Here is a 26,286-nt window from a genome sequence, read left to right as displayed (position 1 = left end):
TCAGTACTCCACTTCCTGGCTGCGGCGGCGGATGACGGTGACCTCGTCGCGCTGGTTGCCGGTCGGGCCGTAGTAGTTGAAGGCGTAGGTGAACTGGGCGTAACCGCCCGCGAGATGGGTGGGCTTGAGCAGCAGGCGGGTGAGCGAGTTGTGGATGCCGCCGCGCTTGCCGCTGACCTCGGTCTTCGGGACGTTCACGTTGCGGTCCTGGGCGTGGTACATGTACACGGTGCCCTCGGGCATGCGGTGGGTGACCACGGCACGGGCGGCCACGACGCCGTTGCGGTTGTACGCCTCGATCCACTCGTTGTCCCTCACGCCGATCTTCTCCGCGTCGGCGGTGGACATCCAGATCGTCGGTCCGCCGCGGGACAGGTCGAGCATGTACTTGTTGTCCTGGTAGTTCGAGTGGATGGACCACTTCGAGTGCGGGGTCAGATAGCGGACCGTGACCTCCGCCCGGTCCTTGTCGTGCAGGTGTTCGTCGCCGTAGTGCCGGATCGCGTTCAACGGCGGCCGGTAGACGGGAAGTTGTTCACCGAGTTCGGCCATCCAGTCGTGCTGCACGAAGAAGTGCTGGCGGCCGGTGAGGGTGTGCCACGGCTTCTTGTGCTCGACGTTGATCACGAAGGGGGAGTAGCGGCGGCCGCCGGTCTCCGAGCCCGACCACTCGTACGACGTCATCACCGCGCGCGGCTGGGTACGGGTATCGGCGAACGTGATCCGCTCGGCCTCGCGCTCCGCGGCCAGCTCCACCAGGCCCTTGCTGCCCGTCTGCCGCTCCAACTCCCGGAACCCCTCCGTCGCCAGGCGCCCATTGGTGGTGCCGGACAGCGCCAGGATCGCCTCGCACATGTCGGTGGCGGTGGCCAGTGACGGGCGCCCCGCTCCGACGCCGTCGCGCACGGTGCCACAGCGGTGACGCAGCTCGTCGACCTCCCGGTCCGGGTGCACCGTGACACCCTTGGTGGTGGTGCCCAGGGTGTCGAGGAGCGGGCCGACGGCGCGGATCTTCTGCGCCACGGCCGCGTAGTCCCGCTCGACAACGACCAGCTTCGGCATGGTCCGGCCCGGGATGGGCTCGCACTCGCCCATCTTCCAGTCCCGGACGATCCCGCCCGGCTGGGCGAGTTCTTCCGGGGTGTCGTGCGCCAAGGGCACTGGCAGGACATCGGTGCGGGTGCCGAGGTGCTCGGCGGCCAGTTCGCTGAACCTGTCGGCGATGGTGAGGAAGGTGTCGTAGTCGGTGCGGGCCTGCCAGGGCGGGGCGATCGCCGGGGTGAAGGCGTGTACGAAGGGGTGCATGTCCGTGCTGGACAGGTCGTCCTTCTCGTACCAGGTCGCGGCCGGCAGGACCACGTCCGACAGCAGACCGGTGGAGGTCATCCGGAAATCCATGGTGACCAGCAGGTCGAGCTTGCCCTCGGGGGCCTCCTCGTGCCACACCACCTCCTCGGGCCGCTGCCCGGCCGGGGTCTCGGCGCTGCGGACGGCCGCGTCCGTGCCCAGTAGATGGCGCAGGAAGTACTCGTTGCCCTTGCCGGAGGAACCGAACAGGTTCGCCCGCCACACGGTCAGCACCCGCGGGAAGTTGGCCGGGTCGTCCGGGTCCTCAGCGGCGAACCGCAACCGGCCCGACTTCAGTTCGTCCACGATGTGCTCCGCGACACCCCGACCCTTGGCCGTGGCCTCGTCGCACAGGTCCAGCGGGTTGCGGTTGAAACCGGGGTGGCCCGGGGTCCAGCCCAGCCGTACGGCCTGGGCGAGGCAGTCCGCGAATGCCTTGCCCTTGAAGCGGCCCGCGCCGAGCGGCGAGGCCAGCTCCTCGGGCCCGAAGGCCTCGTAGCGCCACTGGTCGGTGTTCAGGTACCAGTAGGAGGTGCCGGCCATGTGCCGGGTGGGGCGCTGCCAGTCGAAGGCGAAGGCCAGGTGCTGGAAGCCGGTCAGTGGGCGGACCTTCTCCTGGCCGACGTAGTGCGCCCAGCCGCCGCCGTTCACGCCCTGGCAGCCGGTCATCGTGGTCAGCGCCAGGAACGCCCGGTAGATGGTGTCGGAGTGGAACCAGTGGTTGGTGCCCGCGCCCATCGCGATCATCGAGCGGCCGTTCGTGCGCTCGGCGTTGCGGGCGAACTCCCGGGCGATCCGGGCCGCCTGCGCGGCCGGCACGGAGGTGATGGTCTCCTGCCAGGCCGGGGTGTACGGCTCGGACGCGTCGTCGTACGCCAGCGGCCAGATCCCCGGCAGGCCGGGCCGGGCCACCCCGTACTGGGCGAGCATCAGGTCGAAGACGGTGGTGACGAGCCGACCGCCGATACGGCGCACGGGCACCCCGCGCACCATCACCGAGCCACCCTCGGTGGCGCCCTCGTCGAACCGAGGGAGAGCTACCCGCACTCGGTCCTCGGCTGACTCCAGCAGGCTCAACTCGGGCTCGACGTCGCCGAGTTCGAGGTTCCAGCGGCCCTGCTCGGCCTGCGCCCAGCGGAAGCCGAGGGAGCCGTTCGGGACGACCGGCTCACCGGTGGCCCGGTCCAGCAGCACCGTCTTGAACTCCGCGTTCTCCTCGTCCGCACGGCCGAGGTCGGCGGCGGTCAGGAACCCGTCAGAGGCGAGCCCATGGGCGCCCTCCCGCAGCGCGACCAGGAACGGGGCGTCGGTGAACTTCCGCAGATAGTCCTGGAAGTACGGCACCTCGCGGTCGACGAGGAACTCGCGCAGGATCACATGGCCCATGGCCATCGCCAGCGCCCCGTCCGTCCCGGGGTGCGGGGCGAGCCACTCGTCGGCGTGCTTGACGTTGTCCGCATAGTCGGGACTGACCGCGACGACCTTCGTGCCGTTGTAGCGGGTCTCGGTCAGGAAGTGTGCGTCCGGGGTACGGGTGACCGGGATGTTGGAGCCCCACATGACCAGATAGCCCGCGTTCCACCAGTCGGCCGCCTCCGGGACGTCCGTCTGGTCGCCGAAGACCTGCGGTGAGGCCACCGGCAGGTCGGCGTACCAGTCGTAGAACGACAGGAGCGTCCCGCCGATCAGGGACATGAACCTCGAGCCGGCCGCGAACGACGCCATCGACATCGCCGGGATCGGCGAGAAGCCCGCCACCCTGTCCGGGCCGCAGCTCTTGATGGTGTGCACATGGGCGGCGGCCACCAGCTCGCTCACCTCGTCCCAGTCGGCGCGTACCAGCCCGCCCTTGCCGCGAGCCTTCTTGTAGGCGCGGGCCTTGGCCGGGTCGCCCGTGATCTCCGCCCAGGCCGCCACAGGGTCGCCGAGCCGGCGCCGGGCCTCACGCCACAGCTTCAGCAGCGCGCCCCGCACATACGGGTAACGGACCCGGCTGGGCGAGTACGTGTACCAGGAGAACGACGCACCGCGCGGGCACCCCCGCGGCTCGTACTCGGGGCAGTCCGCGCCGATCGAGGGATAGTCCGTGGCCTGGTGCTCCCAGGTGATGATGCCGTCCTTGACGTACACCATCCACGAACACGACCCGGTGCAGTTGACCCCGTGCGTGGAGCGCACCACCTTGTCGTGCGCCCAGCGGTCCCGGTAGAAGCCCTCCCACTTCGGGTCGCCCTCACCGAAGACGGCGCGTCCGTCGGCCGAGACCTCCCGGCGGGTGAGCAGCCTGCGGGCCGCCAGCGGCCAGCCGGCGTCTGCGCGCCGCTGCGACGGGCGCGCGATCTTGTCGTTCTCCATGGTCACGAACGCTAGGCCGTGGACCTGCTCCAGGCCTGGGGCCGAACGGCCCTGTCCGGGAGACCTTCCGGCCCGGTCTCACCTGCGGCATTGGGACTCACGTCCCAACCGGAAAGCACCCGGGCCCGGAACGTCGGGCAGGCGGTCCGCGATGGGCTGGGGGATCACGAGAACAGATCAGTGCTCAGATACGGCTCGCGGGTATCGGGCAGAACGACGACGATCAGCCCACCGTAGTGCTGCGGGTCCTGGGCGACGGCGGCGGCAGCGTTGGGGGGCTCCGCTTGACCGGGTCAGGGCTGCTCGGCAGTTCGTGTCGTAGACGGAGGTGTCGAGGACGTCAGGGACGAACCCGGCATCGAGTGGTTGCCAAAGGTGTCCGGGCGGGCCGGTCGGCAGCGTTGAGCGTATCGGTCCAGTGCGGCAGACCGCAGCGACGCTGCTGCGGATCTCATGGTGATGGTGGCAGCGGGGATCATTCGCGCTGCGTCTCCCGGCGCGGCCGTGGCCTTATAAGGGGGGATGACGCCAGACGACCTGATCAGCCTGCGTGACATCGCGGCGGCGCGCACCGGTCCGAGGGCCGCGGAGATTGCCGGGCGTGGACGTCCCAGGCGTCCGGGCGGGGGCCGTACCCCATGAGGCCGGACGCTAGACGGGTGTGAGCGGAGGACACATGGGCCGAAGTTCCCTTCCGCGGGTGACCGTTCGTCCCTGTTCGGAGCTGTGATCAGAGGCCACCGGGCGGTGCCCCAGGACCGTTCGGCCCAGGCGTCGTCCGCCGTGGCACGAGGATGCTGGCCTGTGACCGGCCGGGAGTGGCCACGGGCCGTCGGGTCCGGCTGTCCGGCCACGTCTTCTCGTGTCCGCAGGCCGTGACAGACGCGGCGCACTTCCGGTCCGGTCACCGTCCGGCCTTCTGCCTCTGCCAGGGCCACGGCCGGACGGAGGTCCGCCACGTCCCCCTGTCGGCGTCCGTCGTTGTGCCTGCCCGCCGGGTGCGCCGGTCACATCGGGGGCGTGGCGGACGAGCCTCCCTACCCGATACCGGCCGGCTGGTCCGGCTGTGAACCGCTGGAGCCACCTACATGAGCGCTCTCACCCTGGCGTCGGCCCCCGAGGACGCCGAGGCTCTCGAAGCCGCAGAGGGGCATCATGCCTGCCTCGCGGGGCAGTTGGCAGCACGCGTGTCGATGCTGCTCACCGCTGCGGACTGCGATCCCAGTGCGGCGGAGAAGATCCGCACCGGTCTCGTTGCCTTCTGCGACCGCGAGATCCTGCCGCATGCTGCCGCCGAGGAATCCGCGCTCTACCCCGCCGCACGCGGCCTTCCCGACAGCCGTCTGCTCATCGAGAGCCTGATCGCGGAACACAGCTGCCTGATCGCGCTGGTCGACGCCTTGCGTACCGCGCCCACCCCGACCGGTGCCGCGGCAGACGCCCGCGCCCTTCAGGTGCTCTTCGAAGAACACGTGGCCAAGGAGAACGGCCTCGTGCTGCCGTTGCTCGCCGTGGCCCCCGGCGTCCGTTTGTCCGCCCTGCTCGCGGATATGCACGACCGGCTTTCGCGGAGCACACCGACCAGCGGCACTTCCGGATCTCGCACACCTGGGGCAATAGGGAATATATCGGGTGAAAGGCTGGAAGAGGGTGACGGCTGTGGCGGACTGTGCGGCTGCGGCTGCGGCTGCGGCTGCGGCTGCGGCTGCGGCGGTGCGGAGGAGGAGGCTGCGCCCGAACTCGACGTGCGCTCCGTCCCTCAAGCCCTGCGCCATGCCACGGTCTTCGGCGCACTCGACGCAGTCCCGGCGGGCGGCGCCGTGATCCTCGTCGCGCCGCACGACCCGCTGCCGCTGCTCGCGCAGATCGAGCAGCGCAGCCGCGGTGTCTTCGCGGTGGAGTACCTGCAGCGCGGGCCCGAAGCCTGGCGGCTGCGCCTCAGCCATTGCTGACACGGTGCAGCAAGGCTGCCCGCGCACTCCGCGCACACCGAGGCACCCGGCGACTTCCAAGGTCGCCGTATCCACCACAACTCGCCGTATCCACCGCGAGGAAAACCAGGAAGACACGTCATGGATAGTGCGCACTGCTGGACTGGCCCGCTGGTAGGGACAGTTGGGGCAGCCCTGATGGCCGCAGGACCTGTCAGGTTTCTGCGCGGCCGCAAGGGCCGGAAGGAGATCCGTACCGAACTAGCCGCGCAGAGCACGTGGGCGAGACACTGCGTGGTTCGCTGCTGTCCGCCTACCAGGCGTGGCACCTCACCACGCTGGTCATGGGCCACGCCTGGGTGTTCAACGGCGTCGCCGCCCGGTACGCCAAGGCGCCGCTGACGGTGAAGGCCGGTGAACGGGCTCGCTTCTGGGCGGTGGCCGCCGCGCCGAGCGATGGCATCTCCTTCCACATCGTGGGCACGGTCTTCGACACCGTGTACAAGGAGGGCGCCTACCTCCTCAAGCCCGGTGAGCCGGGCGGTTCGCAGGCGCTGGACCTGGCCGCTGCCCAAGGCGGCTTCGTCGCGACCACGTTCCCGGCGGCCGGCCACAACTCCTTCGTCGACCACGACATGCGCCACGCCGAGGCCGGCGCCATGGGCATGGTGGAGGTGAGCAAATAAGTGGGCACCGTCGGTCTGTGGTCTCTCGTGCGGTTCGTGCACGTGACCGGTGCGGCCCTCTGGGTCGGCGGACAACTGGCCCTGACCCTGGTGGTACTGCCACTCGCCCGGCGGATGCTGCCCGAGGAGGCCAGGGACCGCTTCACAGCGCAGGCGGGCCGCCGGTTCGGATTGCTCACCGGAACGGGCTTCCTGCCCCTGCAACTGGGCACCGGCTGGGCCATGGCCTGGCACAAGGGCGTCACCTGGGCCTCACTCGCCGAACCGGGCTACGGCCGCACCCTGGCGGCCAAACTCGGCCTGTTCGTCCTGGTGATGCTCGCCGCGGGCGGACACGGCATCGCGCACGCCAAGGGCCGCCCCGATCTGGCCCGGACTTTGGCCGTCGTCTCCCTGGTCGGCTCGCTGGGCGTCGTCCTGCTCGCCACCGCCCTGCCCGCGACATGACCGGCGACCACTCCCTCGGCAGCGAACCAGCCGATGTCCCGGGCGCTGCACGCCTCGGTGCGCGCGTGCACACGCGGTCACGACACCGGGGTGCCTGCTGATGGGCACTTGGCGTCGGACAAGAAAGGAAGCACCGTGCGTATCCCCGATCTGGACGCGACCACCCTGGAAGCGCTGCTCGCCGCGGCCGTGGCGGCTCCGTCCATCCACAACACCCAGCCCTGGCGCTTCCGAGTGAACCCGTACGACCAGGCACTGGAGGTTCGTGCGGTGCCGGAGCGGTCGCTGCCGCTGGCCGACCCGGACGGCCGCGCACGGCATCTGTCCGTCGGGGCAGCTGTGTTCAACCTCCGAGTCACCGCCCTACACCTGGGCTGGCGCCCTGACGTGCTGCTCCTCGCCGACCCGGGCAACCCCGATCTCCTTGCCACCATCCGGCTCACCGGTCCGGCCGGTCCGCACGACCCGTTCCGACGGGAGACGGAGCTGTACGACGCCATCGCGCGGCGGCACACCAGCCGCATGCCGTTCACCGGCCGACCGGTACCGGATCCGGTCATCGCCGAGATGTCCACGGCTGCACATATCGAGGGCGGGCGACTGCATCTGCCTACCATCGCAGGGACCCGGCGGCTGCTGCGCCTGACCGCCGTAGCCGAAGCCCGTAACCACGCGAGCCCGGCGCGCACCGCCGAATCCCGGGCATGGATCACGGCCCCGGGGTCGGACAGGCCGTACGGCATCCCGGTCACGGCCCTCGGCCCGCCGGACGCGGCGGGGCGGATGCCGATGAGGGACTTCACCGGCCCCCTGCCCGCGCTGCACCTGCCGGCCCTCCGCTTCGAACGCCACACCCAGGTGGCCCTGTTGTGGACCTCCCGCGACCGGCCGCAGGATTGGCTGCGCGCGGGTCAGGCCCTGCAGCACGTGCTGTTGACGGCAACGGTGCACGGGGTGCGTACCTCGCTCCTGCACCAGGCGATGGAATGGCCGGACCTGCGGGCGGCCATCGGCCTCCCGCACCGGCGGTGCCACCCCCAGCTGCTGATCCGCTTCGGTTACGGCCCGGACGGCGCTCGCACACCGCGCGCCAGGAGACAGGCGCCGGCAGGGGCCGAGGACGGGCAGACAGGGCACGTCCCGTGACGTGCACAAGGACGGCGCACCGATCCGCCGCGATCGGTGCAGTCTGCGTTCCTGGCTCCGACGAGCCTGGCTGCATCGGAGCAGCCCCTTCCCTGCAAGGCGTGATCAGCCCGCGTCACGCGCGCCGGTGATTTCGCGGCCGGTGACCATCTCGGACTCGATGCGTACGAAGACCCCCTCGCCCGTGACCTCCCAGGAGCTCGGGCCGGTCCGCGACAGCCGCTCCTGTTCGGCGGGGTCGGTGACCACGGTCGCCCGGCCGGTGACGACCACGCTCCACCCGGAGCGGGTGGCGGCGTCGAAATCGTCGGCCTCGAACGCCACCACGACCCCGTCGATGGCGCGGACGAGGTCCGAGTTCGCCGAAGCACGCAGGAGGACGCAGGAGTCCGTGTCCAGGGAGAAGTTGACCGGGAGTACCGCGGGCAGCACCTGGCGGGTGTACACGACACGACCGACCGGCTCCCTCGCCAACAGGCGCAGGCACTCCTGCCGATCGAGCACGCGAAAGCCGTCGTTGTGGAACATCGGTCCATGGTGCCTCCCGCTACCGGGGCGCTGTCAGGGCCGGTCGGCGCTTGCGCGTTCGTCCGTTGTTTCTGCCACGGACTGCGGGAAGCCTCTTGCAAGAGCTCGTGAGCCGGCCGGACGGGAAACCGGGGACCGCCGGGCCGGGCGATGAGGCCGGATGGCCCACCGACTGGGGGAATGCGCCTGCGGATAGTGGCGTCAGGTCACTCGCCCGCACCGCGCGGACGGACGGCCCGCGGCCCCGGCTCCATCCCCGGGGCCGCACCACTGCGAACACACGAAGGGACGGGCGGCGATGCTCCAGCCGTCGAGGAAGCAGAACGAGGCACGGGGTACGGTCGCGTCCGTATCCGGCCGGGCGTGGCTGATGCTGGCACTGGCCACGGTCGGGTTCGCCGTCAACTTCTGGGCCTGGGCGCTGCTCAGCCCGCTCGGCCCCCGCTTCAAGGACAGCCTGGGGCTGTCGTCGTTCCAGCAGTCGTTGCTGGTGGCGGTGCCGGTCGTGGTCGGCTCACTGGGGCGGATCCCGGTGGGCGCACTGACCGACCGGTTCGGCGGACGGGTGATGTTCCCGCTCGTGTCGGCGGCCACCATCGTGCCGGTGCTCTACCTCGGTCTGGCCGGACACTCCTCGCTCGCCGCGCTGCTGGTGGGGGGGTTCTTCCTCGGCGTCGGCGGTACCGCGTTCGCCGTCGGCGTGCCCTTCGTCAGCGCCTGGTTCCCACCCGAGCGGCGTGGTCTGGCCATCGGCATCTTCGGGGCCGGCATGGGCGGCACCGCGATCAGTGCCCTGACAACGGTCAAGCTGGTCAAGGCGCAAGGCATGGCCGACCCCTTCCTGATCACGGCGGCCGTTCTCGCCCTCTACGCGGTCGTGGCCGCCCTGGTACTGCGCGACGCACCAGGCCGTACGGTGCCCACGGAACCGCTGGCCCGCCGCTTGGCCGCCACCCTCAAGCTCGGCATCACCTGGCAGGCGTCCGCCCTGTACGCGGTCACCTTCGGCGGCTACGTCGCCTTCTCCGTCTACCTGCCCACCTACCTGAAGACCGGCTACGGCCTGAGCCAGGCGGACGCTGCGAACCGCATGGCCGGCTTCGTGCTGCTGGCAGTGGTGATGCGCCCGGTGGGCGGCTGGCTGTCGGACCGCATCGGCCCGGTGCGGGTGCTGGCCGGTGTTTTGGCCGTGGTGTTCGCCGGAGCCGTCGTCCAGTCGTTCACGCCGGATCTGGCCCCCATGGGCACGATCGCGCTCCTGGCGATGGCCGCCGCGCTCGGCGCGGGCAGCGGCGCTGTGTTCGCCCTGGTCGCTCTGCTGGCCCCGGCGAACAAGGTCGGCTCGGTCACCGGTGTCGTCGGCGCTGCGGGCGGACTGGGAGGCTTCGTCCCGCCGTTGGTGATGGGCTCGCTGTACGGCGCCTACGGCTCGTACGCGATCGGTCTGGCCCTGCTCGCGGTAGTGGCGGCCGCAGCCCTGGCCTTCACTGGCACGGGCGTGCGCCATGCGCTCACCCGCTGCGTCCCTGCCGCTCACGTCCACTGATCGGGACAGGACCGCAACGATGTGTGAGTACTGCGGCTGCCAGGCTGTGGAATCCATCGGCCGGCTGACCAAGGAGCACGAGACGGTCGTGAACCTCATCAGCCGCATCCATGACGCCCACCGCAACGGTGAGGTCACGCGCATGGCCGAGCTGGCCCGGGAGATCGCCGCTGTGCTCGGCCCGCACACCGAGGTCGAGGAACACGGCCTGTTCCCGGCCGTGGCCGCCGACTTCCCCGACAAGATCGCCGCCCTGGAGGCCGAACACCGCCACATCGAGGCCGTGCTGGCCGAGGCGGACGGACCCTTCCTGACCGACCCCACCTGGCCGGAACGCCTGGTCGAGACCCTCCATCTGCTGCGCGATCACATCCTCAAGGAACAGGACGGCGTCTTCCCCGCAGACCTGGCCATGCTGGACACCGAACAGTGGGAGGCCGTCGAGGCGGTACGCGCCCGGCTCGGCACCCGCATACCGCAGTCGTCCACCTGACCTCCCCTTCTCGTCCCACCCGTCCGCCCGGGGCAACTCTGCCGTCGGGCGGACTGCTTGTCCGGTCGGCGGCAGTCGGCCACCGGCAACTTCCCTCGTGGTCCGCGCCTCCTTCACCGGTGGCGGGCCTGCCTCTGCATGACACCACGAGCTCCCCCGCGACTCCGAACGAACGGGTGGGACCGAACGGCCCACCCGTTGCGGGTCCGAAGGCCCTCCAATGACTGGTCGTCCGGCATGGCTCATGGTGTCGTGGGTGCGCGGCGGCGGGTGGCGTCGGACCGGGCGGGTGGACGGTCGGCGGCACAGCAGGAAGATCGTCCACGTCCCTTGACCGAGCTGGAGCCCGCCGCTCGGGCTGTAGTGGCCGGTGTCGCTGATGACGGAGGGCCGGATGCTGCCCGCTGACTGCGTGGTCTCTGGTTCACGCCCGGGACGGTCGTCGACGTGGTGCGCCGGGCGCCGCTGCACGACCCCGTCATGTACCGGGTCAAGGACTACGAAGTGCGCATGTGGCGAGAACAGGGGGCGGGTATCCAGATCGTCGAGGCCGGCCGGTGAGCGCGGGCCGCCATGACAGCGGAGGAGCGCGTACGACGGCGACTGAGATGGCGCGTATCGCCCTGGTGGGCAGCCCCAACTCGGGCAAGAGCAGCGTCTTCAACGGGCTGACCGGTTTCAACGCCAAGACCGGGAACCGCGACGACGGAGTGGAGGGTTCTGAAGTGCGAGCCGGCGGTGGAAGTACGAGCGGGTCTATAGACCGCCGCGGGGATCATCGACGACGTCATCGTGGTGGAAATCGGCGAAGGTACCGACGGATGGGAGTTCCCCGGCGCCTCGTACTCAGTCGAATTCAGGTGACACCGCTGCGCAGTTTCGTCTGCTACCGCAAGGCGTGCCAGCATGAGCTGCGTTCACGGACAGCCTCGCGAGACAGCCGAATCCAAGTGTCAGTCGCCTTCAACGCGCCGTAGCCAGAAGACGAGGTTGTTGCGGGTATTCAGGGTGTCGGGGTGGTCGGGGCCCAGGACCCGAAGCTGGTCCCGGAGCAGTTCGGCGTAGGCGGTGGCGGCGCCGACCGGGTCGCCGGCCCGCCCTTGCCATCCTGCGATGTTGCTGCGGGTGTCCAAAGTGTCGGGGTGGTCGGGGCCCAGAACCCGCAGGGAGTCCTGAAGCAGGTGATCATAGGCGGTGGCGACGCCAGCTGGATCCCCGGCCTCACTCCGCCAGAAGGCGAGGTTGTTGCGGGTGTTCAGGGTGTTGGGGTGGTCGGGGCCCAGGACGCGAAGCTGGTCTTGGAGCAGTTCGGCGTAGGCGGTGGCGGCGCCCGCCGGGTCCCCGGCTTGCCCCCGCCATCCTGCGATGTTGTTGCGGGTGGTCAGGGTGTTGGGGTGGTCGGGGCCGAGGACGCGCAGGCGGTCCTGGAGTAGCACAACGAGCGCCGCGGCGGCGCCGGCCGGGTCTCCGGCCTCAGCCCGCCAGAAGGCGAGGTTGTTGCGGGTGTTCAGGGTGCTGGGGTGGTCGGGGCCCAGGACGCGCAGGCGGTCCTGGAGTAGCACAACGAGCGCCGCGGCGGCGCCGGCCGGGTCCCCGGCCTCGCCCCGCCAGTCCGCAAGGTTGCTCCGGGTGGCCAGAGTGTCAGGGTGGTCCGCGCCGCGGTGTTCTCGCACGTGGGCGTGCAGCCGAGTGAAGTAATCGCAGGCGGCGGTCACCTGTCCGGAGTCTCCGAGACTGTTGCCCGCGCGGAACAGTACGGCGTGGGTGTCGGGCTGGAGGAGGCCGTCATGCGTCGTGGAGAAGAGCGCGGTGGTGTTGGCGCGCAGTGCCGCCGCCAGTGCCGTATCGCGTTCCGGGTCGGGCCAAGAGGTCAGGAGCGCGTCGGCGACAGAACGCGCACGATGCTCCCTTTCGGCTGGTGTGAGGGTGTCACGGACAGCACGTTGGATGAGTTGGTGGACCCGCACCTCCTGATGAGCAGCGTCGGAACTGAGCTCGATCAGGCTCAGTCTCCGCAGTGCGGAAAGGGCCAGGTTCACTTCCTCCGGGGTGACGTCGGATCCGGCGGCCTGAGTCAGATGGGCGAGGACGGGTGGGCTGGCCAGGACTGTCTTGGGGATGCCGCCGGCGTTGAGGAGGGCGGCGAGTTGGAGAAGGGGGCGGGCCAGGCCGGGTGGGCGAAGGGTGTCGGCGCGGTCGATGGACAGGCTCCAGGCGGCGGCGACGGTGTGATGCTGGTCGTCGGGCAGGGCGTCGGGGGCAGCGTCGGCGAGGGTGCGGGTGCGGTCGGCGAGCAGGTCCAGGTAGGCGGAGCAGCCGAGACCAGTGTCGATCAGATAGGCGGCGGCCTGGGAGAGCGCGAGGGGCAGGTGGCCGAGCTCGTCGGCGAGGGCGGCAAGCTGTTGCTCGGGTTCGGCGAGGCCGTGGGCGGCCAGGGCGCGGGTGAGGTAGGCCAGGGCTTGGTCGGGGGTGAACAGACCTACTGTGATCAGCCGCCGGCCGTCGCCGGTCAAGGCGGCGTCCTTGCGGCGGGTGGTGGCCAAGGTGAACCCGCTGAGGCTGGCCGGCGGCCACAGCCCCGTCATGTCGACGGGGTCGGTGACGTCGTCCAACACCACCAGCCACCGGCACCGCTGCTCGTCCGGCTTCGGTTCCAGCCAGGCCAAGAACTCCCGCGCGGCGCCCTCGGCATCGTTTGCATCGGCGGCCAGGAGTGTGGCGGCGGCCTGGGCATAGCCGGCGACAACCGAGCTGCGGGAACTGGCGGTGACCCACACCAGCACGTCCAGGTCGCCTTTGCTCCAGGCGGAACGGGCGTGGGCGGCCGCGAGTTGGGTCTTGCCGACTCCGCCCATCCCCGCCAGTACCCCACCCGCCGGGGCAGGCTGGGCGGATTCCACGACGACGGTCCCGCCACCGGCTAGGAGCCCGGCCAGCTGCGTCATCTCCGCCCGGTCCTGGAACCACTGCGCGCGTGGCGGAATCACCCCGACCTGATGCGGCCAAGACGCCCTCACCCGTGCGGCAGCGTAGAAGCGGACCTCATCGGCGTGACCGAAAGCCATACTGCCGCGGTCGGCGAAGATGACCTCAGCCGCGGACGAAGGTGCTGGCGTATGGAGGGAGGGGGCGCCGGTCCCGCTCAGTGGTGCCGCAGGCCCGGCTGCTGAGGGTCCGGCGGCGTCCCGATAGACACGTCGCCCATGGTCCAAGCCGCGGCCGAACCACGGTGGGCACGGATGGAGACGTTACCGCCGACCGCGCTCGCCCCGTCCCCAGTGGCGATGACCGCGCTGCCCTGCTGTGTCAGTTCTTCCAGCTGGTCGACAGCGGCTTGCAAGGCCTGGGCGAAGTCGGGGTCGTCATCGGTGGCGTCTTCGAGTGCGAGCTTGACGCGCTGACGTGCCTGCTCCGAAGGCTCCTGCCCGGACTGGGCCTCCAGGGACATCCGTTCCAGCGCAGGATTGCCGCCGAGCTTGCTCGCGACCACCTCGTGCAGGCGGTCCATACCGGCATCAAGCGCCTGGTCGACCTCCTGGTCCACCCGGCCAGCCACCCGGTGACCCTTACGCACCGCCCACGCAGCCAAGTACCCGACCACCAGCTCGATCCCCGTCACAAGCCCCCCTCCACCCGTACTGGTCCTGCGTCAGACCGTACCGCCAGTCACCACGTGTCAGGAGGGGTATGCCGAGGATGGGGTCGGCCCAAAGCGACCGAGATTCGTACCAGCTGTCGGCGATGTCCATCCAGCGGCTGGCGGTTCGCAGCGCGGGTCCGGCAGGTTGGCCGATCAGCCCTCCAGAGCGGTGAGCGTCCCTTGCCGTGGGGAAGCGGACCGGCCCCTCGGCCGGAGCACCGCCGGCCCGTTGCCTCATCCGCACCAAACACCTCCAGGCGCTCGCCAAGGAGCTGGCCGTTCGGGACGGAACCGTAGCCCGCCTGGCCCGCTGCCTGCTGGAGCAGTGCTGTCGGCTCACCGCCCAGATCTGCTCCTTCGAAGCGGAGATCAGCGACCTGGTCACCGAGGCCGCACCCAGTCTGCCGGCCATCCCCGGCTGCGGCATTCTCAATGCGGCGAAGATCCTCGCAGAGACGGCCGACATCCGCCGGTTCCGGTCCAAGAGCGCCTACGCCCGCCACAACGGCACCGCACCGCTCCCCGCATGGTCGGGTAGCCGCACACGCCATCGACTCTGCCGGACCGGCAATCGCCAACTCAACGCCGCCCTGCACCGGATCACCGTCACGCAGGCGCACTATCACCCAGACGCCCGCACCTACCTGCAGCGCCGACGAGAGGCCGGGAACACCGACACCGAAGCCGTACGCGCCCTCCGGTGCCGACTGTGGGACGTGGTCTACCGAGCACTGCTCCGCGACGCCCAGACCGGCACCGAGCAAGCAGACCTCACGCAGGCAGCCTGATTGACGTAGGAGCCATTCGATGCCCCGACGACGGCTCGCGTTCTGCTGCTCGTTGAAGTCCGCCAGAGCGGGCCGGGCTCAACGCGGCGCCGATATGGGAGTGCGAAGAGGCTCCCGAGAGTGCCACAGTCACTGTCGTGACCTTGATGGACGTGCTTGTCGACTTCGCCCGCACCGGCCGGATCGGACCGCTTCGCTGCGGGATGCCCTTGGCCGAGGCCGAAGATCTTCTCGGCCCGGGGCGTCCGCACCCGGCCATCCTCATGAAGGGACCCGACATTGACGGCTACCCCTACTCCTGGGACGGACTGAGGCTGGTTGTCACCCAGCGGCGGGTCAGCGGCCTCTGGATCGATCTCTGGCCCGGCTCGACCACGAAGCTCCCACCTCTCGTCCTGCCCGAGTCCGAGACCTACGAGGCCACGATTCTGCGCGAAGAACTCATCACAGCTCTCGACATCGCAGGCTGCCTGCATGAGGTCAACAGCGGCCTCACCTTCGGTCAGCAGTCGAGCATCCTCACCCAGCCCGCCCACGTCTGCGCGGTCTTCAGCCTCCCGGGCCGGGACAACCACGTCCCACACCGCGACCGGCACTACCTGGATGTCATGCACAAGCACACGGCTTGACATCGTTGATTGCACAGAACGCCCTGGCCGACGGTGTACTGGTACTTCACGTGGTTGCACGACAACGGGCTCCTCGAGCGTGTCCGTGACGCGCTGCGGGTAAAGGTCCGTCATGCTGACGGCCGTGCCCCCGAGCCGTCCGCCGGCCTGGTCGACTCGCAGGCGGTGCGCGCTGCGGACACCGCCCCGAAGTCCACGAGCGGCTTCGACGCGGGCAAGAAGATCAAGGATCGCAAGCGGTTCATCGTCACCGACACTCTCGGCCTCCTTCTGACCGCGCACGTGCTGGCAGCAAGAGTCCAGGATCGCGACGGCGCCAGGCGCTCCCTGCTGTGCACCCGGCTGGACCACCCGAGTGTGACCAGGATCTGGGCCGACCAGGGCTTCGCGGGCAGGCTCGTTGGGTGGTCCGCGGCTGTCTTGCACCGAGCCTCGGACATCGTCCGCAAGGACCCCGGACAGCGCGCCTTCAAGGTCCAGCCCAAGCGCTGGGCGGTAGAGCGTACGTTCGCGTGGATCACCGTGCGCCGTCGTCTGGTCTGCGACTACGAACGCAATCCGGCACACTCCTAAAGCATGATCCGCTGGCCATGACCGACGTGATACTCCGCCGACTCACCCGAGGCCGATCCGCCGTCCGCCAAGGCCCCCGACCACTACGGAAAATCATCCCGTAGATCCCTCTGGGACACGCTGTGAGGTGGAGAGCCGGTCAGGGCGTCGGGGGCGGCTGCCTGTCGGCCAGGCGCTGCATCCGGCGTCGCAACACCCGTACGGGCCGCGCCCATAGGACAACGGCTTCGCCCGGCGGCGCGGCCAAGGCGGGACCGCGCAGGGGATCGCCGGCATACCAGACCGGCCCCCGCTGCGGGCCCAGCACGCTCCAGTTCCAGCGCCAGGCGACCACCGACATCACCCGCCCGCCTTCCCGTGCGGGCAGGAGAGCCGGCTGACCGACCCCCAGCGGCAGTACCTGATACGTACCGTCCCACACACGCCAGGGATACCGAGCCGCCAGGCGACGCATGCGCGGGACGTTGCCCAGGCCCGCCAGCCCGCCGCTAGCCGCAACCAAGCCCAGACCGACGGGTGCGATCAGCACGTCGTGGACCAGAGCCGACTGTGCCGCTCGTCCGGAAAAAGCCAGGGCCAGCACACCTGCCACCACAGTCCCGAGCCCCGCGAGAGCCATTCCCGCGGACCGGACCGCGTAGCGACGCAATGCCCTGCGCGTCGCGGGCAGCGACAGCGCCACGCCGGGCGGCAGCTCCCACTCTGTCTGGTCCGCCCCACCTGACTGGCCCGCGCCGTCCATGCGCACAGTGTCCCGTCGGCGACGGTCCGCTGACCAGATGCGCGCCGTCGCCGCCTTAACCGGAGGCGCTCGGACGCAGGCAGACGCGACCGGGCGCTGATCGCGGTATCGGCTGCCTCGAACCGGTCCGAGGTCGACCAGGTGGCGCGTTGCGGTGATCACCTGGCTGGCCACGGGCGGGTCATTCTTCGCGCAGCTGAGCCCCCAGCGAGCCGGTGGTCAGTCTGGGCGGGCGCCTGGGCCTGTCAGGCAGCGCGGTGACCAGTTGCTGTCGGCGAGCGCGGATTCAGCCGGGCGGTTTCCGGCCTGGTGGACCGCGGATCAGCGCAAGGCCTTCGGCAACGACCTGAAAGACCCACAGCTGCTCATGGCGTCGGAGTCGGCGAACTCCTCGACGTCCGACAGCGGTCCGGCCGACTGGAAGCCCACGAACCACGGCTTCTGGTGCACGTATTCCAAGTATTACACGCACATCAAAGTCGATCTGAAAGCTGACCACCACCGACAAGGAGCAGGCAGCGCTGTCCTCGATGCTCGGCATCTGCACGAACTGACCGCCTGCGACATCAGCCCGCACTCACCGGGCAGTTCGTCGGTGAGCGCGGGCTGTGTGGGGCGGAGAGGGCAGGATTCGAACCTGCGTGGACCCCGTGGGGGTCCGACCTTGAGGCGTGCTCGCTGGTCCCCGATCAACCACTCCGGGCACCTCTCCTTGTTCTCGGTCCCGGTGGCGTCCTGAACCGTTCACGTGAAAGAGAGTGACACGGCTCCCTGACAGGGGACTGATGTGTCGCTGATCTGTGCCCGACGGTTACGACGATCTGATCAGGCCGTCCGGACAGCCGCACCGGTCATGGAGAACGCAGCATCCCCCTGCCGCCTCGCGCAACTTGCGGCGTGATCAGCCGTCAGGGCCCTGGCAGGGAACAAGAGACTGTCAGCACGCGCTCGAAGTCCGAAGCGCGGGCCGGGAGACGAGATGCTCAAGCCCTTCCAGATCACGGCCATCGTGGTACCGCCGAAGCCTCAGCAGAAGCACGGTGTTTTCCGTGTGTAACGCTCTACTGGCCGGTAGGGCTGGAGAGTTGACGTGTAGCCGGCACCTGTGAAATGACGATGTCCCCCGAGGGGAAGGATCATCACCGTGGCCAGTGAGTTCAGTGCGGTGCTGAGGCGGTTGCGCGCCCGGGCGGGGATGACCCAGGAGGAGCTGGCGGAGCGTTCCGGGCTGAGCGTGCGCACCATCCACGGCTTGGAGACCGGCCTGCGCTTCAATCCGCGTCTGGCCACGGTTCAGGCGCTGGCCGAGGCGCTGGCGCTACAGCCCGAGGAACGCGAGACGCTGCTCAGTGCCGCCGCCGACGAGGATCTGACCGTCGACCTGCGGGACGACTCCACCGCGGAGAGCGACGACCTGTCGGACGCGGCCCGGCACCTCGCGAGGGCGGTGGCCGCCCGCTGGCGGCACGAGGACGCACGGCGACACATCCAGGATCCGTTCCCGATGCCGGTCCGCTGGCGGACAGCCCCCGATGAGCTGAGCGACCACTGGTCCGCCATCCGCCGACTCGGCGCGAACGCCACGGCCACCCCCCTTGACCTGTCCGGCCGACTGGTCGACATCGTCGAGACCTACCGACGTGTTCCATCGAGGAGGATGGTGATCCTGGGCAGGCCCGGCTCGGGGAAGACGACCCTGGCCCTGCGCTTCGTCCTCGAACACCTGGCAGCACTCGAACCCACGGAACCCGTTCCGGTCATCTTCAGCATCGGCGCCTGGGACCCCACGACCCACACCCTGCACCACTGGCTGACCGACCAGCTGATACGCGATTATCCCGCTCTGGCCTCCCGAAGTTCCGGTGCAGTGAGCGTGGCCTCCGCGCTGGTCGAGTCCGGCTGCATACTCCCGGTGCTGGAAGGCTTCGACGAGATGGCCGACGGCCTGCACGGCCCCGCGCTGAAAACCCTCAACGCCACCACGCTCCCCCTGGTGCTCACCAGCCGCCCCGCCGAATACGCCGCCGCAGTCGCCGAGGCCGACGTACTTGCCGCCGCCGCCGTGATCGAACTCACCGACCTCACCCTCGACGACGTGGCCGCCTACCTGACCTGGAGCAGCCCCAGGACCAGCAGGGCGAACCCCGCCGAGACGGCCTGGACCGTCGTACTGACGGCACTGCACGAACAACCCTCGTCCCCGCTCGCCACCGTCCTGACGACCCCACTGATGGTCTCGCTCGCCCGCACCATCTACAGCGACACCCCCGGCCACGATCCAGCCACGCTCCTCGACACCGAGCGCTTCGGCAGCCCGGAGGCGCTGGAAGACCACTTTCTGGACGGTTTCATCGACGCCGCCTACCACAGTCGGCCCGTGCAGGACCGGAGTGGCCGGCCCCGCCGCGGCTTCGCCCCGGAGCGCGCCCGGCACTGGCTCGGCCACCTCGCCCGTCACCTCGAGCAGCGCGAAACCCCCGACCTGGCCTGGTGGCACCTGGGCACCACCCTGAGTCGTCTCTCCCGCCTGTGTGTGATCGGGCTCCTGACCGCCCTGGTCGTCGGGGTGACCACTGGGCTCGGGACTGTGTTCATGGACTTGATCGCGACATCGCACGGGTTCGGGTACGTCCTTGAGCGCGGGCTCGTGGCCGGACTCCTCAGCGGGTGCGTGGCCGGGCTCGGATCCGGGATCCTGTACGGGACGATCGGTGCTCGGAGAGTGGCGGTACCCACACGCCTACGTGCCCGGATCCGCGGAGGCCCAAGAAGGGCACGCCTGAGGTTCCTTCCCAGGTTCACGCTCGGACTCGTCCTCGGGCTCCTGGCAGCTCTGGTGCCGGTGCTCCTGGACTGGTTCGCGCCCGCGGGACTCGGACTCGACGACTGGCTCGGCAACGCGCTCGTGTTCACGTCGGAAGCCGCGCTCGGGACCGGGCTGTTGTCCGGGCTCACGGCCTTGCTGGAGGCCCCGATCGACATCCGGTCCGCCGCCGGTCCGGCCGACCTGCTGAGGACGAACCGTCGGTATGTCCTCATACCCCTGCTCGCCTGGGGACCGGTGTTCGGGGTTGTGGCCGGTTTCGTCGACCTGTTCACGACGGGATCCGGGGCCGGCCTCACGGCCGGGCTCCAGATGGCCTTCGGGCTCGCACTCGGGTACTGGTTCAGCTCGACGGCCTGGGGACAGTGGGTCGCCTTGGCGCGCGTCTGGTTGCCGCTCACCGGGCGACTGCCCTGGGCACTGATCGCGTTTCTCGACGACGCTCGCTGCCGAGGCGTCCTGCGCCAGGCCGGTGCCGTGTACCAGTTCCGTCACGCCCGGCTCCAGGACAGCCTGAGCCGGACCTTCGTCCGGGATCCGGTGTCGCGGCACGTGCGGGAAAACCTCCCCCCAGCTGATGACGCCCTGGCGGGCTCGTCCCCCGGATCGGCCCTGCCGGAGGACGAGGAAGCCCGTGGTGCGCCGTCGACCGAAGATCTACTGGCCTCTCACGCCGCCCTTGTGGCCAGGATCCTCGACGACGCGTCGCATGAGCTGGAAGGGGCCGAACCGAGTACGTCCGGTCAGGCTCACGTGCTGGACCCGGACGAGGCACGGCGCCTCGCCAGAGAGGCCCGGGAAGTCGTCAACAACGACCTCGTTGCACTGTTCCTGGAACTCGGGCTGCCTCCGGAAGCGGCCGGCAGCGATGACTACGAACCCATCAACAGCGGCGGCGGAGGGACCCGGGCGTGACCATGGACGATGCGGGATCCCTCCCCGCCCCGCAGCCCCAGCAGCCTGAGTCGCTCCAAGACGACAGCCTGGCGGCCGAGGCACATCGGCTTGTCGCACAGTGGTTCGACGCACCCCCGGAAGTACTCCGGTCGGCCCTTGCGACCATCAAGGCCGAGCGGGCTCTGAGATCGCGGGAGAACGTGCTCCGGCTTGAGCTGAATCACGAGTTGGAGAAGGAGCGCATCCAAGCCGCCGCGCAGACTGAGCGGCTGCGCCACCGTCGGCATGTGGTGAACGTGAGCGTCGGCGCCGTCATCTCCATCACTCTTCTGGGCGGGGGCATCACGGTCGTCGACTCGGCTCCCTGGTTGTCCGTCATCCTGTGCGGCCCGAGTCTGCTCGCGCTCGCGAAGGTCTTCGTCCTGCACCGGAGCGACCCCGACGACATGAAGCTTCTGTCCCGCGCCTCGAACAACGCGACGAATGCCGCCTCCCAGCCCCCGCCACCGCAGCTGCCTCCCGCACCCTGACCAACCGGTGAGAAGAGTGGGACGACACCTCAGGCGCGCGGGTAGCGGGCCAGCCACCCGGGGAAGCTACGGCCGGCTCGTGCGGGTCCCTGGGGCATCTCCATGACGAAGCCGTCGGCGAGTTCGAGGATCGTGGGCCGGCCCTCCAGTTCGGCCAGCCAGGCGGCTCGCTGGTAGTGACCCACAGGGTGTGGTGCAGCACGACCGAGGCGAGTTCCGCGCCGCCGGCCGGGAGGGACGGCGGAGCGTAGAACCTCCACAGCGGCTTGCCGTCATTGCCGAAGGTGCGCAGGACTGGCATGTAGGTGAGCGGCTCGATGAAGAATGCCTCCGCCTTGTCGTCCTGGGCGAGGACCGGCGTGGGCGGCGGTCGGGTCGCACATCGTCAGTCTCCTGGTCCACCGGCCGCTGATCGTGCGACAGATGTGCCACCCACTCGCGCCGGGTCGTCGGCTGGTCCATCGACTCCACCCAGACCTCCGCCCTCGTCACCAACGCCCTGAACATGGCGATCAGCAACCGCCGACCGGCAGCTGGGACCGTGATCCACTTGGACCACGGTGTCCAGTTCACGTCCTGGGCATTCACCGAACGCGCCCGAGCCTCCGGCCTGGTCCCCTCTATGGGCACGATCGGGGACTGCTAGGACAACGCCGTGATCGAATCATTCTGGGGCCGGATGCAGACCGAGCTGCTCAACCGTCCTAGACGGCGCACCCGGCTGCAACTGGCCAACGCGATCTTCGAATACCTCGAAATCTTCCACAACAGGCAACGCCGACACTCCGCCCTCGGCATGCTCACACCCATCGAGTTCGAACTGAGGACAACCCCCTCAATCGCCTGGATTTCAGCAACTCGACTCCACACAAGCCGGGACACATCACATCTTCACGGCCTTCGTGCTGGACGTGTGCGTTCCTTGGTCGGAGTACGTGTTCAGACGAAGGCCGCTTTGGCGTATGGCGGTTACCGAACCGAGTGGTCAAGTTCGAGGCACCATTCGACGTCGGCCGTTAAAGATCAAGCTAGGGTCGGAGGCATGACGACATCCCTTGGCAGCAGTGCATTCGACTCGCTCCGCCTCGATGCCGTGCGCGACCAGGAGGCGTTGCGCCGGGCCTACGAACTCCCCGGCGACGCGGCCGTGCGCAAGCAGATGACCGAACTCACCGAGCAGACCCAGCGGTTGATCGGCTGCTCATCGCTGGTCCTGGTCGCCAGCGCGGACGCCGAGGGCAACTGTGACGTTTCCCCGCGCGGCGGTCCCGCCGGGTTCGTTGCCGTCCTGGACGCACGGACGGTGGCGATACCGGACGCGACCGGCAACAAGCGTCTGGACACTCTGCAGAACGTCGTCGCCACCGGACGGGCCGGGCTGCTGTTCGTCATACCGGGGCGCACCACGACACTCAGGGTGAACGGCCGGGCCTGCGTCTCCACACGCCCGGAGCTGCTGTCGCAGCTGACCGCCGTGGGCAAGCCGCCGGCCAGTGCGCTGGTGCTGGGGATCGAGGAGGTCTACCCGCACTGCCCCAAGGCCCTCCTGCGCAGCGCGGCCTGGAAGCCGGAGCAGTGGCTGTCGGCGGACGCCCAGCCGACCTCGGCCGAGGTGACGCTGGCCCAGCTGCGCATGCCGGAGCTGACGATCGCGGACATCGAGCAGGCGGAGGCGGACTCGCTGAAGTACCGGTACGAGTAACGGGCCGTCCTGCGATTGCTGGACCAGCCCACCGAACTCCCAGGCCAGCCGGCCCCAAGATCAATCGCGGGGCAGCCCGTCAGGAACTACCCCGGCGGGCGCGGCAGCCGCAAGCCCTCCGGTCTCCTTGGCGCGCCTGCGGTGACATTCGTGACGGGCGCCGGCTTGACTCGAGCCCACGACCCGGCCGAACCGGCCAAGATCGACACGACCGTCTCGGCTGAGGCGCCTACGTCCGCCCCTCGCCGCGATGGGGGACCTGCTCTTACTCAAGAACGCGTGTTCAGGAACTGTGTGATGAGGCTGAGGACACGCTCCAAGCCCCTTGTGCCTCGGACGTCGAGGTTGATGTCCAGGTCCGTGGAGTCCTTTTTCGTGGTGCGCCTGAAGGTGAACTTGGGTCGGATGATCGCCGCCGAGGTGGCGATCGCGAGGACGGTTATCGCTGTGTCGGGGTCGATCGGGAGGGTCTTCGAGGACGTAGCCCTGGCGACGGCCTCCTCGATCACCGACTGGGTCTCGGGGACGGCTTCGGCCAGCCCGGCGATGAGGGCGCGGACGTCGGGAGAGCCGGGAGGGCTGTCGGCACCGGCCGTCAGCTCGCTGAGGTAGGCGCGGTCGGCTCTGATCTGAGCGTCGATCTCGTCCGGTGTGACGGCGGGGACCTCGCTGTCGTCGAAGTGGCTGAACAGTTGCTGTAGGACTTGCGCCAGTTGGGCTTCGCTGAGAGTGGCGAGGGTGGTCTCCAGGGCTGTCAAGTCAGACTCCCGTCAGTTTGAAGGCGGCCCAGTGGTAGGGATGCCGCCAGGCGCTCGTTCCTTCGGTTGCCCGGTACATGTCGCGTTGTGCCTGGGTGAAGGCTTGCGCTTTGGACAAGCCGCCGCGCAGAAGATAGGAGTCGTAGAACCGTGTGATCAGTTCTGTCGAGGAGTGCGGATCCACGTCCCACATCGGGGCCAGGACGCTGTCGGCTCCGGCGAGTAGCGCGGCCCGGGCCGGTCCCCACTGGTCGTCGCTGGCCGACAGCACGACTCGTCCCAGGGAGCAAGCCTGGAAGGTGACATGGCCGGCTGCCATTCCGCCGCTCAGAAGGTCGCGGCCGGACAGGCGCCCGTCGTCTATCGCAGTTCGAGCCGGTCTTGGAAGCAATCCGAGTGCACCGGCCCGGACGCGGACGGCCCCGCAAACGGCCGGACCGGGTGCGGGCCGACAAGGCGTACGACTCCCGCCGCAACCGATCCTACCTGCGTAGACGCGGGATCAAGGCAACCATCCCGGTACCCGCAGACCGCGTCCGTAACCGACAGAAGCGCGGGTCCCCGCGGCGGGCGTCCAGCGAAGTTCGACCAGGACGACTACAAGCAGCGGCACGCGGTTGAGTGCGGGATCAATCGCCTCAAGCGTCACCGGGCCGTGGCCACCAGGCACGACAAGCTCGGCGTTCGCTACGAAGCGACCGTGCTGATCGCAGCTCTCAATGAGTGGCTGTGACCTGCACTTTCACATGGAAGTCCTAGGGCTACCTGCCTCTTAGGGTAGAGAGTCGGTGTTTCTCACTGTTGGATATGGGCGTGCCGAAGAGCAATGACTACGCGAGAACCAGTGCCCGACTGACTGTCTGGGGCTGCCTTGCCGGGCTGGCCGTGGTCCTGGCCATTCCGATGTACATACTGGTGAGCTTCCTCCTATTCGGGATGCCAACCCCCTAGAGCTGTCGGTTGTCCAGCGGCACACCCCTCTCGTCGTACAGGTGGCGGATGGAGTGGCCCGTCAACAGCCGCCGTCTCAATGAGTAGCTGCGACCTGCACTTTCGCGACAGGCCCTGTGCGCCGAGGCCGCCATGCAGTCCGGGTCCGCTGCGTGCCGGCCACCAAGCTCGTCAACGAACTGGTCGAGGCCGCCGACGAGAAGCAGCTGTCGAAGGCGATCGCCCGCTACGGCCGCGTCGACCTGCTCTGCATCGACGAACTCGGCTACATGCGACTCGACCGGCGCGGCGCTGAGCTCTGTTCCAGGTGCTGACCGAGCGGGAGGAAAAGAACAGCGTCGCGATCGCCTCCAAAGAGTCCTTCCGCGGCGGGAGGAAGACATTCGCCGACCCCCGGCTCTCCGCGGCGATCGTCGACCGCCTCACCTTCAACGGTGCGATCATCCAGACCGGCACCGAGTCCTACCGGCTCGCACACACCAAGGCACAAGCCCAGCAAGCCGCGGCCGGCTGACCCGGTCGGCCCATCGCACCGACCCGTCCGGGAGGGAAACCCCTGGACTGGCTCAGTCTCCACAGCTCCAACTGGCTGCGCTCGGCGGTTGGTTGCAGGACGAGCATCCTGGCCGCCCCGCGGCTGGTGGTGGTCGTACCGCGGCGCACTGCAAAGCGGGTGCTGCAGGACAACTACTACCTCACGGCCAAGGCCGCGAGGTCGCTGAGCTTCCTTGCCGGATGCATCCTGGACTGGTCCGCAAGCGTCCGGATCGTGCCAGGCGGGGACGGAACTGAAGCTCGCATCGTGCACGATGCGGAGGCCTGGTGGCTCGCCGTCACCGTGGACCAGGCCTCGGGCGCCGCCCTGGTGAGCGGACACGTTGTTCTGCCAGCCCGCCGAGAAAACCCGTTGCGAGTGACCCGCAACGAAAGTTTGATTGATCGGCCACCGATCAGGGGAGGGAAGGTGAGGACGTCGCTGCCCACCCGCTCGTTGCACACCGCTCGCCTTCGACTGCGTGCCTTCGAAGACGCGGATGCGGACGACCTATTCGCACTGCACAGCAGCGCCTACGTGTTGCGCTACTGGGACGCGCCACCGTGGAGCGAACGAGTACGCGCCGAGAAGTTCATCACGGTTTGCCGGCAGATGGCACAGGAGGGCACCGGGGCGCGGCTGGCCGTAGATCGTGTCTCCGACGGGGCGTTCATCGGCTGGTGCAGCGTGAACAGGTGGAATCCGGACTACCGCAGCGCGTCGCTTGGCTACTGCTTCGACGATGCAGTGTGGGGCCACGGCTACGCGACCGAGGCCGCGCGCGCTCTGCTGCGGTGGGCATTCGACACGCTGGACCTAAATCGCGTCCAAGCTGAGACCGATACGCGCAACGTGGCTTCTGCCCGCGTGTTGGAGAAGCTCGGCTTCGTGCGTGAAGGGACGTTGCGGGAAGACTGCGTCGTCAACGGTGAGGTCTCTGACTCGTGGGTCTACGGGCTGATCAGGCGGGATTGGCAGCCGCCGTCCGAGCCGGTTCCCGCCCACTGAGTTCCGTTGCTCGGCACCCGGTATCGGCTAACCCCAGGCAATTGATCACTGCGCCTCATTCACACACGACGGCGAATCGGATAAATGGTTACGTACCGCCTTCTGGGGCGTGCTCGCCGGTCCCCGATCAACCACTCCGGACACCTCTCCTTTTCCCGGCCCTCGGTGGCGTCCCTGGGCTGTTCACGTGAATGAGGATGGCAGGAGCGGCCTGATGTGTCCCTGACCGG

General features: G+C 69.1%; 25 protein-coding genes and 4 pseudogenes. 19 read left to right on the top strand and 10 right to left on the bottom strand.

Annotated features, from left to right (window positions below; all coding sequences use genetic code 11):
* Window positions 1-3,702 (bottom strand): nitrate reductase subunit alpha, encoded by a 3,702-nt coding sequence (locus tag ACWGJ5_RS39105; RefSeq protein WP_453314378.1) that lies wholly within the window; start codon window positions 3,700-3,702, stop codon window positions 1-3.
* A 1,088-nt stretch (window positions 3,703-4,790) separates the two neighbouring features.
* Between ACWGJ5_RS39105 and ACWGJ5_RS39100 the strand changes: the two genes are divergently transcribed.
* The 4 genes from ACWGJ5_RS39100 to ACWGJ5_RS39085 all read left to right on the top strand — a co-directional run bounded on the left by ACWGJ5_RS39100 (window position 4,791) and on the right by ACWGJ5_RS39085 (window position 7,912).
* Window positions 4,791-5,654 (top strand): DUF2249 domain-containing protein, encoded by an 864-nt coding sequence (locus ACWGJ5_RS39100; RefSeq protein ID WP_453314377.1) that lies wholly within the window; start codon window positions 4,791-4,793, stop codon window positions 5,652-5,654.
* Window positions 5,655-5,911: 257 nt separating this feature from the next.
* A complete protein-coding gene (locus ACWGJ5_RS39095) occupies window positions 5,912-6,319 on the top strand; it encodes a hypothetical protein (RefSeq protein ID WP_453314376.1) in 408 nt (135 codons plus the stop codon).
* On the top strand, window positions 6,320-6,766 hold the full coding sequence (locus ACWGJ5_RS39090) for a hypothetical protein (protein ID WP_453314375.1): 447 nt from the start codon (window positions 6,320-6,322) through the stop codon (window positions 6,764-6,766).
* 135 nt (window positions 6,767-6,901) lie between these two features.
* The gene (locus ACWGJ5_RS39085) at window positions 6,902-7,912 is read left to right on the top strand and encodes an Acg family FMN-binding oxidoreductase (RefSeq protein ID WP_453314374.1); all 1,011 of its coding nucleotides are present in this window, start codon (window positions 6,902-6,904) and stop codon (window positions 7,910-7,912) included.
* 105 nt (window positions 7,913-8,017) lie between these two features.
* Here ACWGJ5_RS39085 and ACWGJ5_RS39080 read toward each other — a convergent pair whose 3' ends face one another.
* A complete protein-coding gene (locus tag ACWGJ5_RS39080) occupies window positions 8,018-8,440 on the bottom strand; it encodes a pyridoxamine 5'-phosphate oxidase family protein (RefSeq protein WP_453314373.1) in 423 nt (140 codons plus the stop codon).
* Window positions 8,441-8,738: 298 nt separating this feature from the next.
* Here ACWGJ5_RS39080 and ACWGJ5_RS39075 point away from each other — a divergent pair, with 298 nt between their 5' ends.
* The 4 genes from ACWGJ5_RS39075 (at window position 8,739) to ACWGJ5_RS39060 (ending at window position 11,456) form a co-directional block, all read left to right on the top strand.
* Window positions 8,739-9,986 carry an MFS transporter gene (locus tag ACWGJ5_RS39075; RefSeq protein ID WP_453314372.1) on the top strand — a complete coding sequence of 416 codons (1,248 nt, stop codon included), beginning with the start codon at window positions 8,739-8,741 and terminating at the stop codon, window positions 9,984-9,986.
* A gap of 19 nt (window positions 9,987-10,005) precedes the next feature.
* The gene (locus ACWGJ5_RS39070; protein ID WP_453314371.1) at window positions 10,006-10,479 is read left to right on the top strand and encodes a hemerythrin domain-containing protein; all 474 of its coding nucleotides are present in this window, start codon (window positions 10,006-10,008) and stop codon (window positions 10,477-10,479) included.
* Between the two features lie 408 nt (window positions 10,480-10,887).
* The gene (locus ACWGJ5_RS39065) at window positions 10,888-11,040 is read left to right on the top strand and encodes a FeoA family protein (protein ID WP_453314412.1); all 153 of its coding nucleotides are present in this window, start codon (window positions 10,888-10,890) and stop codon (window positions 11,038-11,040) included.
* A 47-nt stretch (window positions 11,041-11,087) separates the two neighbouring features.
* On the top strand, window positions 11,088-11,456 hold the full coding sequence (locus tag ACWGJ5_RS39060) for a FeoB small GTPase domain-containing protein (protein ID WP_453314370.1): 369 nt from the start codon (window positions 11,088-11,090) through the stop codon (window positions 11,454-11,456).
* Here ACWGJ5_RS39060 and ACWGJ5_RS39055 read toward each other — a convergent pair.
* Both ACWGJ5_RS39055 and ACWGJ5_RS39050 read right to left on the bottom strand, forming a co-directional pair.
* Entirely contained in the window at window positions 11,433-13,424 is a 1,992-nt protein-coding gene (locus tag ACWGJ5_RS39055) for a tetratricopeptide repeat protein (protein ID WP_453314369.1), read from the bottom strand. The genes ACWGJ5_RS39060 and ACWGJ5_RS39055 overlap by 24 nt on opposite strands.
* A 197-nt stretch (window positions 13,425-13,621) precedes the next feature.
* Entirely contained in the window at window positions 13,622-14,098 is a 477-nt protein-coding gene (locus ACWGJ5_RS39050; RefSeq protein ID WP_453314368.1) for a hypothetical protein, read from the bottom strand.
* Window positions 14,099-14,304: 206 nt separating this feature from the next.
* Here ACWGJ5_RS39050 and ACWGJ5_RS39045 point away from each other — a divergent pair, with 206 nt between their 5' ends.
* The 3 genes from ACWGJ5_RS39045 to ACWGJ5_RS39035 all read left to right on the top strand — a co-directional run bounded on the left by ACWGJ5_RS39045 (window position 14,305) and on the right by ACWGJ5_RS39035 (window position 16,109).
* Window positions 14,305-14,907, top strand: coding sequence for a transposase (locus ACWGJ5_RS39045; RefSeq protein ID WP_453314367.1), 603 nt, complete (start codon window positions 14,305-14,307; stop codon window positions 14,905-14,907).
* Window positions 14,908-15,044: 137 nt separating this feature from the next.
* Window positions 15,045-15,536: a hypothetical protein gene (locus ACWGJ5_RS39040; protein WP_453314366.1), complete on the top strand. Its 492-nt coding sequence runs from the start codon at window positions 15,045-15,047 to the stop codon at window positions 15,534-15,536.
* A gap of 9 nt (window positions 15,537-15,545) precedes the next feature.
* Window positions 15,546-16,109 carry a transposase gene (locus ACWGJ5_RS39035; protein ID WP_453314365.1) on the top strand — a complete coding sequence of 188 codons (564 nt, stop codon included), beginning with the start codon at window positions 15,546-15,548 and terminating at the stop codon, window positions 16,107-16,109.
* 139 nt (window positions 16,110-16,248) lie between these two features.
* Here ACWGJ5_RS39035 and ACWGJ5_RS39030 read toward each other — a convergent pair whose 3' ends face one another.
* The 3 genes and pseudogenes from ACWGJ5_RS39030 to ACWGJ5_RS39020 form a co-directional block, all read right to left on the bottom strand.
* Complete coding sequence (locus ACWGJ5_RS39030) at window positions 16,249-16,851, bottom strand: hypothetical protein (protein ID WP_453314364.1); 603 nt, start codon at window positions 16,849-16,851, stop codon at window positions 16,249-16,251.
* 321 nt (window positions 16,852-17,172) lie between these two features.
* Window positions 17,173-17,301: a hypothetical protein gene (locus ACWGJ5_RS39025; RefSeq protein ID WP_453314363.1), complete on the bottom strand. Its 129-nt coding sequence runs from the start codon at window positions 17,299-17,301 to the stop codon at window positions 17,173-17,175.
* Between the two features lie 166 nt (window positions 17,302-17,467).
* Window positions 17,468-17,563 (bottom strand): annotated as a pseudogene (locus ACWGJ5_RS39020).
* Between the two features lie 432 nt (window positions 17,564-17,995).
* On the opposite strand from ACWGJ5_RS39020, the gene ACWGJ5_RS39015 reads away from it, so the two are divergent.
* Both ACWGJ5_RS39015 and ACWGJ5_RS39010 read left to right on the top strand, forming a co-directional pair.
* Window positions 17,996-20,590, top strand: coding sequence for a helix-turn-helix domain-containing protein (locus ACWGJ5_RS39015; protein ID WP_453314362.1), 2,595 nt, complete (start codon window positions 17,996-17,998; stop codon window positions 20,588-20,590).
* Complete coding sequence (locus tag ACWGJ5_RS39010; RefSeq protein ID WP_453314361.1) at window positions 20,587-21,102, top strand: hypothetical protein; 516 nt, start codon at window positions 20,587-20,589, stop codon at window positions 21,100-21,102. Before ACWGJ5_RS39015 ends, ACWGJ5_RS39010 begins: the two co-directional genes overlap by 4 nt.
* 29 nt (window positions 21,103-21,131) lie before the next feature.
* Here the strand turns inward: ACWGJ5_RS39010 and ACWGJ5_RS39005 are convergent.
* Window positions 21,132-21,266 (bottom strand): annotated as a pseudogene (locus ACWGJ5_RS39005) (ADP-ribosylglycohydrolase family protein); the annotation flags it as partial.
* A gap of 296 nt (window positions 21,267-21,562) precedes the next feature.
* On the opposite strand from ACWGJ5_RS39005, the gene ACWGJ5_RS39000 reads away from it, so the two are divergent.
* From ACWGJ5_RS39000 to ACWGJ5_RS38990, 3 genes and pseudogenes are all read left to right on the top strand, one after another.
* Window positions 21,563-21,748 carry a DDE-type integrase/transposase/recombinase gene (locus ACWGJ5_RS39000; protein ID WP_453314411.1) on the top strand — a complete coding sequence of 62 codons (186 nt, stop codon included), beginning with the start codon at window positions 21,563-21,565 and terminating at the stop codon, window positions 21,746-21,748.
* A 9-nt stretch (window positions 21,749-21,757) separates the two neighbouring features.
* A pseudogene (locus ACWGJ5_RS38995) lies at window positions 21,758-21,910 on the top strand (integrase core domain-containing protein); the annotation flags it as partial.
* Window positions 21,911-22,144: 234 nt separating this feature from the next.
* The gene (locus tag ACWGJ5_RS38990; protein WP_453314410.1) at window positions 22,145-22,804 is read left to right on the top strand and encodes an MSMEG_1061 family FMN-dependent PPOX-type flavoprotein; all 660 of its coding nucleotides are present in this window, start codon (window positions 22,145-22,147) and stop codon (window positions 22,802-22,804) included.
* 269 nt (window positions 22,805-23,073) lie between these two features.
* Here the strand turns inward: ACWGJ5_RS38990 and ACWGJ5_RS38985 are convergent, their stop codons facing one another.
* Window positions 23,074-23,562 (bottom strand): hypothetical protein, encoded by a 489-nt coding sequence (locus ACWGJ5_RS38985; protein WP_453314360.1) that lies wholly within the window; start codon window positions 23,560-23,562, stop codon window positions 23,074-23,076.
* 1 nt (window position 23,563) lies between these two features.
* Window positions 23,564-23,881, bottom strand: coding sequence for a CHAT domain-containing protein (locus ACWGJ5_RS38980; RefSeq protein WP_453314359.1), 318 nt, complete (start codon window positions 23,879-23,881; stop codon window positions 23,564-23,566).
* Window positions 23,882-23,958: 77 nt separating this feature from the next.
* On the opposite strand from ACWGJ5_RS38980, the gene ACWGJ5_RS38975 reads away from it, so the two are divergent.
* The 3 genes and pseudogenes from ACWGJ5_RS38975 to ACWGJ5_RS38965 all read left to right on the top strand — a co-directional run bounded on the left by ACWGJ5_RS38975 (window position 23,959) and on the right by ACWGJ5_RS38965 (window position 26,056).
* The gene (locus ACWGJ5_RS38975) at window positions 23,959-24,183 is read left to right on the top strand and encodes a hypothetical protein (RefSeq protein WP_453314409.1); all 225 of its coding nucleotides are present in this window, start codon (window positions 23,959-23,961) and stop codon (window positions 24,181-24,183) included.
* 470 nt (window positions 24,184-24,653) lie between these two features.
* Window positions 24,654-25,027 (top strand): annotated as a pseudogene (locus ACWGJ5_RS38970) (ATP-binding protein); the annotation flags it as partial.
* Window positions 25,028-25,489: 462 nt separating this feature from the next.
* Window positions 25,490-26,056, top strand: coding sequence for a GNAT family N-acetyltransferase (locus ACWGJ5_RS38965; RefSeq protein WP_453314408.1), 567 nt, complete (start codon window positions 25,490-25,492; stop codon window positions 26,054-26,056).
* The last annotated feature ends 230 nt before the right edge of the window (window positions 26,057-26,286 follow it).

It is taken from the genome of Streptomyces sp. NPDC054783, from assembly GCF_053611725.1.
Note: the sequence above shows the minus strand (reverse complement) of the source record. Positions and strands in the feature narration are given on the sequence as shown.

Coding starts and splice junctions, on each gene's coding strand:
- ACWGJ5_RS39105 (WP_453314378.1), bottom strand. CDS start 3,702: ATGGAGAACGACAAGATCGCGCGCCCGTCGCAGCGGCGCGCAGACGCC.
- ACWGJ5_RS39100 (WP_453314377.1), top strand. CDS start 4,791: ATGAGCGCTCTCACCCTGGCGTCGGCCCCCGAGGACGCCGAGGCTCTC.
- ACWGJ5_RS39080 (WP_453314373.1), bottom strand. CDS start 8,440: ATGTTCCACAACGACGGCTTTCGCGTGCTCGATCGGCAGGAGTGCCTG.
- ACWGJ5_RS39075 (WP_453314372.1), top strand. CDS start 8,739: ATGCTCCAGCCGTCGAGGAAGCAGAACGAGGCACGGGGTACGGTCGCG.
- ACWGJ5_RS39070 (WP_453314371.1), top strand. CDS start 10,006: ATGTGTGAGTACTGCGGCTGCCAGGCTGTGGAATCCATCGGCCGGCTG.
- ACWGJ5_RS39060 (WP_453314370.1), top strand. CDS start 11,088: ATGGCGCGTATCGCCCTGGTGGGCAGCCCCAACTCGGGCAAGAGCAGC.
- ACWGJ5_RS39055 (WP_453314369.1), bottom strand. CDS start 13,424: ATGACGCAGCTGGCCGGGCTCCTAGCCGGTGGCGGGACCGTCGTCGTG.
- ACWGJ5_RS39030 (WP_453314364.1), bottom strand. CDS start 16,851: ATGGACGGCGCGGGCCAGTCAGGTGGGGCGGACCAGACAGAGTGGGAG.
- ACWGJ5_RS38990 (WP_453314410.1), top strand. CDS start 22,145: ATGACGACATCCCTTGGCAGCAGTGCATTCGACTCGCTCCGCCTCGAT.
- ACWGJ5_RS38980 (WP_453314359.1), bottom strand. CDS start 23,881: ATGGCAGCCGGCCATGTCACCTTCCAGGCTTGCTCCCTGGGACGAGTC.